This window comes from Bradyrhizobium sp. URHC0002, assembly GCF_054059515.1.
In genome coordinates, this window is sequence record NZ_JBSSCF010000001.1 from 7,075,995 (window position 1) to 7,087,901 (window position 11,907).

The following is an 11,907-nucleotide window of genomic DNA, read 5'->3' on the forward strand; positions in this document are numbered from 1 at the left end:
ATTTCAAATGAGCGCGGCGACGTCTCGCCTCCTGATTTGCAGTTGCGAGAAAACCATGCCGCTCGACGCGGAAGCGATCGGTCGTGGCTGCACGGCCAGGCGCACGCAGGCGAACCAGCTTTGCGGCCTCGACCTTGACCAGTTCAAGAAAGCGCTCGCTGAAGGCGCGCCGATCACGGTTGCATGCACCCAGGAAGAGGCGCTGTTTCGGGAAGTCGCGGAGGGCACTCCGCAAGCCCAGCTCACCTTCGTCAACATCCGCGAGACCGGCGGCTGGTCGAAGGATGCTGCCGCCGCGGGACCAAAAGCCGCAGCGCTGATTGCCGCAGCTGGCGAAGAGATGCCGCCACTCTCGCTGGTGACACTCGAAAGCAGCGGCGTTGCGCTGATCTATGGCCGCGACGAGATTGCCATCGAGGCGGCGCAACGTCTCGCCGATCGGTTGGACATCACCGTGCTGTTGACCAGGCCCGGCGACGTGCCGCCGCGCCGCGCCAACGAATTTCCCGTGCTGAAGGGTACGATCCGCAATGCGCGTGGGCATCTCGGGCAGTTCGAGCTTGCGATCGACGATTACGCGTTGCCCTCCCCCTCCTCGCGCGCAAAACTCGTGTTCGGACCTTCGCGCAACGGCGCGACTTCCACCTGCGATCTGATCCTCGATCTCTCCGGCGGCGCGCCGCTGTTTCCCGCGCATGAACTGCGCCCCGGTTATTTGCGCGCCGATCCGCGCGACAAGGCGGCCGTCGAGCGCGCGATCGCGGATGCCGGCGCGCTGGTCGGCACCTTCGACAAGCCGCGCTTCGTCAATTTCGAGCCGTCGCTGTGCGCGCATTCGCGCTCTTCGATTACCGGATGCACGCGCTGTCTCGACCTGTGCCCGACCGGCGCGATCACGCCTGATGGCAACGCGGTCGCGATCGACGCCAATGTCTGCGCCGGCTGCGGCTCCTGCGCTTCAGTCTGCCCGACCGGCGCGGCATCCTATGCGCTGCCGAACGCGGACGCCCTGATGCGCCGGCTGCGAACGCTGCTGCAGACCTACCGCAAGGCGGGTGGAAGCGATGCCGTGGTATTGTTTCACGACGGCGAGCACGGCGAAGATCTCATCGATGCCCTGGCGCGGTTCGGCGAGGGCCTGCCGGCCAATGTGCTGCCGCTGCGGGTCAACGAAGTGACCCAGCTCGGTCCGGAACTCCTCGCATCCGTCTTCGCCTATGGCGGCAGCGGCGTCGCGCTGCTGACGCGTGCAAAACCCCGCCACGACATCACCGCACTTCGCCGCGCAGTCGAAACCGCCGATCGCGTCGTCAGCGCGCTAGGTTTTGGCACCGGCATCGTTCAGATCATCGAGACCGACGATCCGGACCAGTTGCGCGCCATGCTGGATGCCGCACCTCGTGGTGTTGCCACGCAAAAGCCCGCCGGCTTCGTGCCGCGCGGCGCGAAACGTGGCGTGCTCGAGACGGCGTTTCGCGAGCTTCACCTCGCCGCGCCTGCGCCGGTCGATGTCGTGCCGCTGACGCAGGGTGCTCCCTTCGGCACGGTGAATCTGAACGTCGACGGCTGCACGCTGTGCCATGCCTGCGTCACCGCCTGCCCGACCGGCGCGCTCTCCGATAACCCTGATCGCGCGATGCTGCGTTTCACCGAAAGCCTCTGCGTGCAATGCGGGCTCTGTGAATCCACCTGCCCCGAAAAAGTTATCACCATCGAGCCGCGTCTCGATTTCCAGGCCTGGAACAGCCCGCAACGTGTCCTGAAGGAGGAAGAGCCGTTCAACTGCATCGCCTGCGGCAAGCCCTTCGGCACCAAAAGCTCGATCGACCGCGTGCTGGCAAAACTCGGCGAGAGGCACTGGATGTTCCAGGGCGCCAATGCCAAACGTCTCGACGTCATCAAGATGTGCGCGGACTGCCGCGTCGAAGCCGTCGTGAACGAGAGTTTTGATCCGCATGCGGCACCGCAGCGCCCGCCGGTCATGACGACGGAAGATTATTTGCGTGCGCGCGACGTGAAGAAGGACGATCCGCTTGGATCGTGAGCAACCCGTGTCCGCCATCCCTCCCGATCTCAAGGCCCGCGCGACGTCAAAAGCCGCCGGCATTCCCGGCGTCAAGCACGTCATCGCGGTTGCCTCCGGCAAGGGCGGCGTCGGCAAATCCACCACCTCCTGCAACCTCGCGCTCGGCTTCGCCGCGCTCGGACTGAAGACCGGCATTCTCGACGCCGACATTTACGGCCCGTCGCAACAAAAGCTGTTCGGATTGCGCGGCAAGCCGCGGCAGATCGGCCCGCGCATGCTGGAGCCGATGGAGCGCTTTGGCGTCAAGGTGATGTCGATCGGCTTTCTGGTCGAGGAAGACAACGCCATGATCTGGCGCGGACCGATGGTGATCTCGGCGATCACGCAGATGCTGCGCGAGGTGGCGTGGGACGATCTCGATATTCTCGTCGTCGACCTGCCGCCCGGCACCGGCGACGCACAGCTCACCATGGCGCAACAGGCACCGCTGGCCGGCGCGATCATCGTCTCGACGCCGCAGGACATCGCCCTGATCGACGCGCGGCGCGGGATTGCGATGTTTCAGAAGGTGAGCATTCCGATTCTGGGCCTGATCGAGAACATGTCGAGCTTCTGCTGCCCGACCTGCAACCACGTCACGCCGATCTTCGGCCATGGCGGCGCGCGGTCGGAAGCGATGCGCCGCGGCATCCCCTATCTCGGCGAAATCCCGCTCGATATGCAGATCCGCCAGACCTCCGACGACGGCCGCCCGATCGTCGCGATCGAGCCAGACGGAGTCCATGCCAGGCATTATGTCGGCATGGCGCGTGAAATCTGGACCACGATCGTCACCGGTGCGGCGCACCGGCCGCCGCCGCGTATCGTCATCGAGTAGACACGGCGCGAGTAATTCACGGGCTCATGAAGACCGGATTGATCCGCTCTGCTCCACCGACAACACCGAGCGTTCGCAGTTCGTCGCGGTGCAGATCGATCATGAGGATCGACAGCACCACGCAAAGCGTGGCGGCAACATAAATCAGAAGTGGCGAGGCCGATCTATTGGTCGCATCGCGCTGCGCAGCCGTCCGCTCTCGGGAATAGCTCCAGAATGGAGCCACCAGAGCCCGCAAAGCTGAGAGCATTCGGACCGTTCTTCGGTGCATCGCGCCCTGAGCCTAGATCTGCCCTTGGCCACTGGACAACAGGACATCGTGCCACACCTGCAAGCAGGCGCGGCGGAAGTCGACGTGCGGGCTAACGCGCCTCTTCGAAACCGCCGAGCGCCGCGGTCAGATTGGCGCCGAGGATATCGGACAGATACCCTCCCTCCTGCACGAACACGGTCGGAAGGCCCAATCGGGCGATCGCAGCACCAATTCGCCGGAAGCCGGCCGTCGTCACCGCAAGGCCGGCGAGCGGATCGTGCTCCGAGGCATCGAGACCGAGCGCCACCACGAGCGCACCGGGCGCAAACGCGCGGATGGTTCTTTCCGCCTCGGCGATCGCCTTTATATAGTCGTCATCCCCGGTGCCCTTCGGCAGCGGAATGTTCAGGTTGGCGCCGAGGCCGGGGCCGGCGCCGCGCTCATGCGCATATCCCCAAACGTACGGGTAGAAGAAGACGGGATCGGCATGGATTGATACGGTGAGAACGTCCGATCGTTCGTAGAAGATGCCCTGCGTGCCATTGCCATGGTGCACGTCGACATCGAGAATCGCGACGCGCTCATGCTTCAGCTTAAGGTGAGCCGCCGCCACTGCGCTGTTGTTGAGAAAGCAGAATCCGCTTGCGAGATCGCGATAGGCATGATGGCCGGGCGGGCGACAAAGGGCATAGGTTGCGTCTTCGCCGTCCATGACGAACTGTGCAGCCGTTGTTGCAACGTCGGTCGCTGCGCACGCGGCAGCCCATGTGCCTGGCCCGATCGGACACGCCGTATCGGCCGTATGCCAACCGAGGCGGCCAACGATATGGGTCGGGTACGTGGCGGCGTGACGCACCGGATGCATGTTGGCGATCATTTCGGGACCTGAATCGCCAAGGGCCTTCCAGGCGTCCCACGCCTCCTCCAGGAAGCGAAGATATTCGGGACTGTGGACGCGCGACCTCGGTCCCTGACCGAAAACCGTCGGCGCAACCAGATCGTGCTTGCCGGCCTTCAGTCCTGCCAGCAAACGGTCGGCGCGCTCCGGCTGCTCGGTGGTGCGCTGGATGACGCCGCGCACCAGGAAGAATTGCGGATCGTGGCTGCGGTGCAGTTCGGTGTAGACGGCCTTCACGCGGGTACTCCGATGGCTGGAAACGAACAGTGGCAGGCCCACGGGCAGCAGCTTACAGCTCCGCGCGATGTCATGCGAATTTGCCCGCGAGACCGCGGGGCATTCAGCCAGCAAACCTCACCCGTACGAGCGCTCAGCTCGTTGACGGGAAGCCGGTTTCCACTCGGGATATAGCTTAAGCGCCGGCAGACGGCAGGCTGGCAGCGGCGATGGCCACGATCAGGGACAGCCGGCGTCCGATCCGGGAGGACGCGCTGCTCAGCAATGAACGAACCTGTCGCATCTCTTCGTCTTCCATACGCGCCGGGGGCAAGGGCGCACAGGGAAGATGGTCTTACGCACCTAAGTAGTCGATATCCCTCGGAAAATAGCAATGTACGCTCCGTCCGGAGGCAGATCGGCAGTGGATTTATTGCCGCGATCGGCCCCGCGGCGAATGAGATTTTCTCTCCGGATTCCAGCCCTCAAAGCCCGGTGATCCCGCTGTCGACCGCCAGCGCCTGCGCGTTGACGTAAACGCTCTCGTCGGAAATGAAGAACAGTGCCGCATAGGCGATTTCCCAGCCGGTCGCCATCCGCCCGAACGGCACGCCCGACGCGTTTCGCGAAGGCCGGCCGGCGCTGGTGTGCCGGCCGAGCGGCGTATCGACCAGGCCCGGATAGATGATGTTGGCGCGAATGCCGCGCCTGGCGCCTTCCTTCGCGACATTGCGCATCAACCCGCCAAGCGCCGCTTTCGACGCATCATAGGCGATCAGTTGCGAGCCGGAACGAAGGGCTGCGATCGACGAGATGAATACGATCGAGGACCCGTCGGCGATGTGCTTGAGCGCCTTGCGGCAGCAGAGCATCGGGCCGGTCAGGTTGACCGCGAACGTGTCGTTCCACTCCTTGAGGTCCACCCCGTCGAGGCCGAGCGCGCCGACCCCGATGCCGACATTGAGAATCATACCGTCTAGCCCGCCGAGACCATTGATCGCCTCGTCGATCATCCGGTTCACATCTTCTTCGCGCGCGATGTTGGCCTCGATCGAAAACGCCTGGCCTCCCTCGGCCATAATGCGTTGGACGGTGTCGTCGGCGCTGGCGCGGTTCACGTCGGCGACCGCGACATGGGCCCCTTCCCGCGCAAACAGCAACGACATCGCCCGGCCGTTACCGACCGGATCGGTGGCGGCGTCGAACGTCCGCTGTCCGCCACCGACGATCAGAATCTTGCGGCCCTGAAGCCGCCCGCGCCCCGGCGCCTCGCCTGCGGATTCCGGACTTAGCTGACGGACATGGCGTAGCTTGTCTGACATTTTGCCTCTCAGATCGCGCTTTGCGCAGCCTGTGGTGTTGCAAAAAACCGTCGCAGCGACGCGAGGACCACGTCGAGCCGGTCATGATGAAGCCAGTGGCCTGCGCCCGCGATCTTCTGCAGTTCAGCTTGCTTGAAATGCGCCAGCAGGCCGGCGGCCTCGGGATCGGGAAGAAAGCTTTCGTCGCCCCACATCAACAGGGTGGGACAGGTGATGCGCGACCACAAGGCGGCATACTCGTCCGATGACAGCCGATATGGCGCCCTCGTCCGCTGATAATGATCGAACTTCCAGCGATAGAGGCCGTCGGCGCCCTGCCGAACGCCGTGCCGGGCCAGATGCAGCGCCAGCGCCGGTGTCAGCCGCTTGTTGCGCGCCGACAACCGCATCGCCGCCTCCTCGATCGTCCGGAACGCGCTGGGTTCGCGCTCGGCGATGCGATCGAGTTGGTCGATCCATCGCGACATCTGCTCGTGAATCGGTGTGCGTCGGGAGCCTGACAGAAAGGCTCCGTCCAGCACGGCAAGGCGCGACACCTGCGCCGGGTAGGTTCCGGCATAGGCGAGCGAGATCATTCCGCCCAGTGAATGACCGACGATGGCGGGATCCCGCAGCTCCGTGAAGCGGATCAAGCGGTTGAGGTCGTAGACATGATCGACCAGACTGTAGCTGCTTCCCTTTGCCCATTCGGAATCGCCGTGCCCGCGCAGATCCGGGGCCACGACATGGAAATGCGGCTGCAGTTCCCCTGCGATCGCATCCCAGTTCCGGCAATGGTCGAGCCCGCCATGGACCAGGATCAAAGGCGGCGCGGTCTCGTTGCCCCAGTCGACATAGTGCAACCGCAGCCCCTGGGACTCATAAAAGCGGTCTGCCGGTTCGGCCATCGCGGGATCGTCTTTCGTGGCGGTGATGGTCTATTTTGGGGCAAATCCGAACGCGCGCTCGAAGCGCTTCACGTAAGCTGGCCATACTTCGGGATTGACGATGCGCGGCGGGCGCTTGCCGTCGAGCGCACCGAGAATCTGTTCGGCGGCGATCCTGCCCATATTCACCCGCGCTTCCTTGGTCACGCCCGCGGTGTGGGGGCTCGCCAGCACATTGTCGAACTGCAGCAGCGGATGCTCCGGCGGCGGTGGCTCCTTGTCCCAGACGTCGAGCCCGGCGCCGGCAATGCGCTTGTCGCGTAACGCCTCGTACAGCGCCACCTCGTCGTGAATGAAGCCGCGCGCGGTGGTGATGAAAAATGCGTGCGGCTGCATCAGCGCGAACTCGCGGGCGCCGATCATGCGGCGATTGTCCTTGGACAGGGGACATGAGATCGAGACGAAATCCGAACGGCGCATCAGTTCGTGAAGCTCAACCTTTTCGCCGCCGCGGGCGGCGATTTCTTCCGCGGTCAGATAGGGATCGTAGGCAATCACCTTCATGTGCAGCAGGCCATTGCACAGCTCGGCGATACGGCGGCCGACATTGCCGATCCCGACGATGCCGACGGTCTTGCCCTGAACCTCGTTGCCGATCAGCGAATTCCGATTGACGTTGGCCTCGCGCCGCAGCGCGCGGTCGGCCTCGAGAATGCGCTTGGACAGCGTCAGCATCATCCCCAACGCATGCTCGGCAACCGAATTGGCGTTGCCGCCGGATTGATTGACCACGAGCACGCCCGCCGCCGTGCAGGCATCGACATCAACGGGATCGAAGCCCGCGCCGTTCGAGGACACGATCAGGAGGTTGGGCGCCCGCTTCAGCAAATCCTGATCGACATGGAAATGTTTTGCGATCTCGTCGCGCGCCGCACCGACCTGATAGGCATGCGCCGCCGACAATATCGGCGCTGCGACCGCATCGGGACTGTCATTCTCCAGCCGGTCGAGCCGGACGTCGGCGCGGCTTTTAAGGATATCGATGTAGATCTCGTGGGCGAGGTATTTGACGTAAAACACGCGCTTGTTGTTGACGGTCATTTTCCTTGGCAACTTTCAGTTCGGCGGAGCGTAGGGTTTGACTGGCTTGCGGGACGGCCGCTCGGGACCACGATCAGGTGACAAATTTCAGCGAAAATGCGGCCGCAGCGATCAGCGCCGCGGTGTTGGCAGCAGTCCGGATACATTCAGCCATAGCCCCTCCCGATATCTTTTCTTATTTATCTCACATCGTCGCATCCCGGCTGTAGCGGCACGACGCGCAGAGCAGGATACGGTTGGAACATGTTGACAATCCCGCCGATGGCGTCAAGTTTCGCCGCTCCAAGAATGCGCGCGAGCGAAATACCGTCGCGGGGAGAGGAGACCAAAAATGGCGGTTGCGGAGGAAAAAACCTCGCCCGAAGCCTCTGAGAAGAGCTGGCACGGCATCGTGCTGCAAACGCTCAAGCGCAACGATATCTGCCTGGTCCCCTACGTGCCCGACCGCGTCCTGACGACGCTGATCAGGAATCTGCACGCCGACCCCTTCTTCACGACCTTCCCCACCGCGCGCGAGGAGGAAGCGGTCGGCATCGTCTCCGGCGCCTGGATGGGCGGCCTGCGTGGCGCGGTGCTGATGCAGACGTCCGGGTTTGCCACGCTGGCGAACGTGCTGGCGTCGCTGGCCATCCCCTACCAGATTCCGCTGATCATGTTCGTGTCCGAACGCGGCACGCTCGGCGAATTCAATTACGGCCAGTCGCTGGTGTGCCGCACGATGCGCCCGGTGCTGGATTCGCTCGCCATGGAGCACCACACCGCGACACGTCTCGACGAGTTCGAGTTCATCGTCGACCGCTCCATCAAGCAGGCCATCACCACGCAGGCGCCGGTGGCGCTGATCCTCTCGCCGCTGTTGACCGGCGGCAAGGTCTTCGACAAGTGAGCGATCTCATGAACAGCGACAATCCGGCCCGCAATACCAAGGTCATGAACCGCTTCGATCTCACCTCGCGGCTGATCGCGAAATTGAAGAACGAGGAAGCCGTGATCGGCGGCATCGGCAACACCAATTTCGACCTGTGGGCCGCCGGCCACCGGCCGCAGAATTTCTACATGCTCGGCAGCATGGGCCTCGCCTTCCCGATCGCGCTCGGCGTCGCGCTGGCGCAGCCGGACCGGCGCATATTTGCCCTCGAAGGCGACGGCTCGCTGTTGATGCAACTGGGTTCGCTCTCGACCATCGCGACGCTGGCGCCGAAAAACCTCACCATGGTGGTGATGGACAACGGCATCTACCAGATCACCGGCGCGCAACCGACGCCGGGGGCGGCCGTCGCCGACATCGTCGCCATTGCGGTCGCGAGCGGGCTCAGCAACTCTAGCTGGGCTGCGGACGAAGACGATTTTGAGCGCCTGATCGAACTTTCGATGTCGGCCGCAGGCCCGACGCTGATCGGCGTGCGCATCGACGACAAGCCGGGCACAGGCACCACCCGCCGCGATCCCGTACAGATCCGGGAGCGCTTTATGCACGGTATGGGCGTAAGGGAACCTCTCTAAAAGGCAATTAACCACAGGCATCACCCGTTCGCGCGCGCGGGGTATCCCGTACATAAATCGTGCTATGCGACCCTCATGACAATCATCCTTCGACTATTCGCCTGGGGCCTTACCGCCGCCGTCGCCTTCGCCACGCTCGGGCCGGCGGCACAGCGGCCCCACTCCAACCTGGGACAGAACGGCGAGCATGCGCTTGCCTTTGTGGTGCTGGGACTGGCTTTGGGACTGGCGCACACACGCAACCGGTTGCCCACGGCGATCTTTGTCATCGCCTTCACCGGGCTGGTCGAGATCCTGCAACTGTGGGCGCCCGGCCGGCACGCCCGCCTGGAGGATTTTTTGGTCGACGCGCTGGCCGCATCGTTCGGCCTTGTGGCCGCCGCGGCGCTGGACTGGACGATCAGGCGAACGCAGCGCTCGCTGCCCTAGCCCCGGTCACAAAAATCCTCGCGGGACGATGGGCCCCGCGAGGATTCATTCAGAAACGCCGTATTCGTTAGTCGATGATCTTGACGACCCGGCGCGTGCGCGGCTCGACGATCACACGGCGCTCATTGACCACGGCATAGTTATATTCGGCGTGGCTCGGCACCGGCCGCAGCACGACCGTTTCCGGCAGCGGCTCGCCGACTACCACCCGCTCGCGAACAACGACCGAACGATCCCGCGGGAGCCCGGTGATCACGGCGTTCGGAATTTCCAAGCCAAGTCCTACAGCCGCGCCGACGGTTCCGCCGACAACCTCGCCGACCGGGCCAGCTACCGCACCGCCTGTCCTCGCGCCTTCGTTTGCACCCTGCACCGTGGTGGACTGGGCAAACGCGGCGCTTGAAGTGAGCAGCGATACTGCGATCAGTGAAACAGCAAAGCGATTGGTCATCATGTCCTCCAGTGAATTGACGATGTGTCTCAACCACTGGAGGCATTAGAGGTTCCGTTCCAATGCGGCGGCAAAAAGAGCCGCGCCGAAATTCGACGCGGTTCCAGTCACAGGGGAGTTCCAGTCTTAGAAGAATTGAGTCTTAAGCGATCAGCCTTTTGCAACCTGGTGGTTCGCCATCATCTCCAGCGCGCGCACCATGCCTGAGTGGTCCCACGCCTTGCCGCCATGGGCTGCGCAGGAACTGAACAATTGCTGGGCCACCGCCGTGCTCGGGAGGGAAATGCCGAGCGCCCGCGCCCCCTCCAGCGCCAGGTTGAGATCCTTCTGGTGCAGTTCGATACGGAAGCCCGGTTCGAAATTGCGCTTCACCATGCGCTCGCCATGCACTTCGAGAATGCGCGACGATGCAAAGCCGCCCATCAGCGCCTGCCGCACCAGCGCCGGATCCGCACCTGCTTTCGACGCGAACAACAGCGCCTCGCCGACCGCCTCGATCGTCAGCGCTACGATGATCTGGTTGGCGACCTTGGTGGTCTGCCCGTCGCCGTTGGCGCCGACGAGGGTGACGTTCTTGCCCATCTTGTCGAACACCGGCTTCATGGTGTTGAACGCGCGCTCCGGCCCGCCCACCATGATGGTCAGGCTTGCCGCCTTGGCGCCGACTTCGCCGCCGGATACGGGCGCATCGAGATAATCGGCGCCGAGCGCCTCTACCTTCTTCGCAAATTCCTTGGTGGCAAGCGGCGAGATCGAACTCATGTCGACGACGATCTGTCCCTTCGAGAGCCCGGCCGCGACACCATCCTGGGCGAACAACACCGCTTCGACATGCGGCGTATCAGGCACCATGATGATGACGACGTCCGCCTTCTCAGCGACTTCCTTGCCCGATTTGCAGGCCTCACCGCCCGCCGCAACCAGCTCCGATGCGATGGGTGCGACGTCGTGCAGGAACAGGCGATGGCCGGCGGCCTGAAGATGGCCGGCCATCGGGCGCCCCATGGTGCCGAGGCCGATAAAACCGATATCGATCATTTCAAACTCCCCTTTGTTCTTTTTTGCTTCTTGTTCAAGTATCGGCCGTCAGTGCGGCGTGCCAACCGAGGCCTTCGACCGTCGTCGTCCTCGGCTTGTATTCGCACCCGACCCAGCCGCGATAACCAATAGCGTCGAGATGGCGGAACAGGAAGGGATAGTTGATCTCGCCGGTGCCCGGCTCGTTGCGGCCGGGATTATCGGCCAGCTGGACATGGGCGATGCGGGCCAAGTGCTTTTGCAGGCTGCGCGCAATGTCACCTTCCATAATCTGCATATGGTAGATGTCGTACTGCACGAACAGGTTGCTCGAGCGTACGTCCGCAATGAGCTGAAGCGCCTGCCCGGTCCGGTTCAGATAGAAGCCCGGGATATCGATCGTATTGATCGGCTCGATCAGGAGCTTGATCCCTTCCCTGGCGAGCGCATCCGCGGCGAAGCGCAGATTGCCGATCAATACCTCGTTCAGCTCGGCCGTATCCGCGCCGTCGGGCGCGATGCCGACCAGGCAGTTGAGCTGACGGCAATCGAGCGCCTTGGCGTAGTCGATGGCGCGCGCGACGCCGTCGCGAAACTCCTCGACCCTGTCGGGCAAAATGGCGATGCCCCGCTCGCCGGCTCCCCAGTTACCGGCGGGAAGATTGTGCAGCACTTGCGTCAGGCCGTGCTGGTGCAACTGCTCGCGCAGTTCGGCCTTGCCGAAATCATACGGGAATAGATATTCCACCCCGCTGAAACCGGCGGCCTTGGCGGCGGCGAAACGATCGAGGAACGGCAGCTCGCCGAACAGCATGGTGAGATTGGCGGCAAATTTTGGCACGGTCTGGTCTCCTCGCGTTAGTCTGACTGCATCACCGCCGCTCAAACCCTCATCCTGAGGAGCCCGCGTAGCGGGCGTCTCGAAGGATGCAGGCCACAGACGGGCTT

13 protein-coding genes are annotated in these 11,907 nt (G+C 63.6%); 5 read left to right on the top strand and 8 right to left on the bottom strand.

Going from position 1 to position 11,907, the window contains the following annotated elements:
* Positions 1 to 7: 7 nt before the first annotated feature.
* Both ACVWVY_RS34545 and ACVWVY_RS34550 read left to right on the top strand, forming a co-directional pair.
* The gene (locus ACVWVY_RS34545; protein ID WP_456630574.1) at positions 8 to 2,044 is read left to right on the top strand and encodes a 4Fe-4S binding protein; all 2,037 of its coding nucleotides are present in this window, start codon (positions 8 to 10) and stop codon (positions 2,042 to 2,044) included.
* A 7-nt stretch (positions 2,045 to 2,051) separates the two neighbouring features.
* Positions 2,052 to 2,903 carry an Mrp/NBP35 family ATP-binding protein gene (locus ACVWVY_RS34550; RefSeq protein WP_456630575.1) on the top strand — a complete coding sequence of 284 codons (852 nt, stop codon included), beginning with the start codon at positions 2,052 to 2,054 and terminating at the stop codon, positions 2,901 to 2,903.
* 16 nt (positions 2,904 to 2,919) lie between these two features.
* Here ACVWVY_RS34550 and ACVWVY_RS34555 read toward each other — a convergent pair whose 3' ends face one another.
* The 5 genes from ACVWVY_RS34555 to ACVWVY_RS34575 all read right to left on the bottom strand — a co-directional run bounded on the left by ACVWVY_RS34555 (position 2,920) and on the right by ACVWVY_RS34575 (position 7,559).
* Entirely contained in the window at positions 2,920 to 3,153 is a 234-nt protein-coding gene (locus tag ACVWVY_RS34555; protein ID WP_456630576.1) for a hypothetical protein, read from the bottom strand.
* 112 nt (positions 3,154 to 3,265) lie between these two features.
* On the bottom strand, positions 3,266 to 4,291 hold the full coding sequence (locus ACVWVY_RS34560) for a histone deacetylase family protein (RefSeq protein WP_456630577.1): 1,026 nt from the start codon (positions 4,289 to 4,291) through the stop codon (positions 3,266 to 3,268).
* A gap of 464 nt (positions 4,292 to 4,755) precedes the next feature.
* Positions 4,756 to 5,592: an SDR family NAD(P)-dependent oxidoreductase gene (locus ACVWVY_RS34565; RefSeq protein WP_456630578.1), complete on the bottom strand. Its 837-nt coding sequence runs from the start codon at positions 5,590 to 5,592 to the stop codon at positions 4,756 to 4,758.
* A gap of 8 nt (positions 5,593 to 5,600) precedes the next feature.
* Positions 5,601 to 6,479, bottom strand: coding sequence for an alpha/beta fold hydrolase (locus ACVWVY_RS34570; RefSeq protein WP_456630579.1), 879 nt, complete (start codon positions 6,477 to 6,479; stop codon positions 5,601 to 5,603).
* A 30-nt stretch (positions 6,480 to 6,509) separates the two neighbouring features.
* Positions 6,510 to 7,559 (bottom strand): hydroxyacid dehydrogenase, encoded by a 1,050-nt coding sequence (locus ACVWVY_RS34575; protein WP_456630580.1) that lies wholly within the window; start codon positions 7,557 to 7,559, stop codon positions 6,510 to 6,512.
* Positions 7,560 to 7,890: 331 nt separating this feature from the next.
* Between ACVWVY_RS34575 and ACVWVY_RS34580 the strand changes: the two genes are divergently transcribed.
* From ACVWVY_RS34580 to ACVWVY_RS34590, 3 genes are all read left to right on the top strand, one after another.
* Positions 7,891 to 8,445 (top strand): thiamine pyrophosphate-binding protein, encoded by a 555-nt coding sequence (locus ACVWVY_RS34580; RefSeq protein WP_456630581.1) that lies wholly within the window; start codon positions 7,891 to 7,893, stop codon positions 8,443 to 8,445.
* An 8-nt stretch (positions 8,446 to 8,453) separates the two neighbouring features.
* A complete protein-coding gene (locus tag ACVWVY_RS34585; RefSeq protein WP_456630582.1) occupies positions 8,454 to 9,062 on the top strand; it encodes a thiamine pyrophosphate-dependent enzyme in 609 nt (202 codons plus the stop codon).
* 75 nt (positions 9,063 to 9,137) lie between these two features.
* Positions 9,138 to 9,491 (top strand): VanZ family protein, encoded by a 354-nt coding sequence (locus ACVWVY_RS34590; protein WP_456630583.1) that lies wholly within the window; start codon positions 9,138 to 9,140, stop codon positions 9,489 to 9,491.
* Positions 9,492 to 9,558: 67 nt separating this feature from the next.
* Here the strand turns inward: ACVWVY_RS34590 and ACVWVY_RS34595 are convergent, their stop codons facing one another.
* From ACVWVY_RS34595 to hyi, 3 genes are all read right to left on the bottom strand, one after another.
* The gene (locus ACVWVY_RS34595) at positions 9,559 to 9,942 is read right to left on the bottom strand and encodes a DUF1236 domain-containing protein (protein WP_456630584.1); all 384 of its coding nucleotides are present in this window, start codon (positions 9,940 to 9,942) and stop codon (positions 9,559 to 9,561) included.
* 150 nt (positions 9,943 to 10,092) lie between these two features.
* Positions 10,093 to 10,980: a 2-hydroxy-3-oxopropionate reductase gene (locus tag ACVWVY_RS34600; RefSeq protein ID WP_456630585.1), complete on the bottom strand. Its 888-nt coding sequence runs from the start codon at positions 10,978 to 10,980 to the stop codon at positions 10,093 to 10,095.
* A gap of 34 nt (positions 10,981 to 11,014) precedes the next feature.
* Positions 11,015 to 11,800, bottom strand: a complete 786-nt coding sequence (hyi, locus tag ACVWVY_RS34605) for a hydroxypyruvate isomerase (protein WP_456630586.1) — start codon at positions 11,798 to 11,800, stop codon at positions 11,015 to 11,017.
* Positions 11,801 to 11,907 lie beyond the last annotated feature (107 nt).

Excerpts from the sequence above, each read along its gene's own strand:
- ACVWVY_RS34545 (WP_456630574.1), top strand. The coding sequence starts at position 8 with ATGAGCGCGGCGACGTCTCGCCTCCTGATTTGCAGTTGCGAGAAAACC.
- ACVWVY_RS34555 (WP_456630576.1), bottom strand. The coding sequence starts at position 3,153 with ATGCTCTCAGCTTTGCGGGCTCTGGTGGCTCCATTCTGGAGCTATTCC.
- ACVWVY_RS34565 (WP_456630578.1), bottom strand. The coding sequence starts at position 5,592 with ATGTCAGACAAGCTACGCCATGTCCGTCAGCTAAGTCCGGAATCCGCA.
- ACVWVY_RS34570 (WP_456630579.1), bottom strand. The coding sequence starts at position 6,479 with ATGGCCGAACCGGCAGACCGCTTTTATGAGTCCCAGGGGCTGCGGTTG.
- ACVWVY_RS34575 (WP_456630580.1), bottom strand. The coding sequence starts at position 7,559 with ATGACCGTCAACAACAAGCGCGTGTTTTACGTCAAATACCTCGCCCAC.
- ACVWVY_RS34580 (WP_456630581.1), top strand. The coding sequence starts at position 7,891 with ATGGCGGTTGCGGAGGAAAAAACCTCGCCCGAAGCCTCTGAGAAGAGC.
- ACVWVY_RS34585 (WP_456630582.1), top strand. The coding sequence starts at position 8,454 with ATGAACAGCGACAATCCGGCCCGCAATACCAAGGTCATGAACCGCTTC.
- ACVWVY_RS34590 (WP_456630583.1), top strand. The coding sequence starts at position 9,138 with ATGACAATCATCCTTCGACTATTCGCCTGGGGCCTTACCGCCGCCGTC.
- ACVWVY_RS34595 (WP_456630584.1), bottom strand. The coding sequence starts at position 9,942 with ATGACCAATCGCTTTGCTGTTTCACTGATCGCAGTATCGCTGCTCACT.
- ACVWVY_RS34600 (WP_456630585.1), bottom strand. The coding sequence starts at position 10,980 with ATGATCGATATCGGTTTTATCGGCCTCGGCACCATGGGGCGCCCGATG.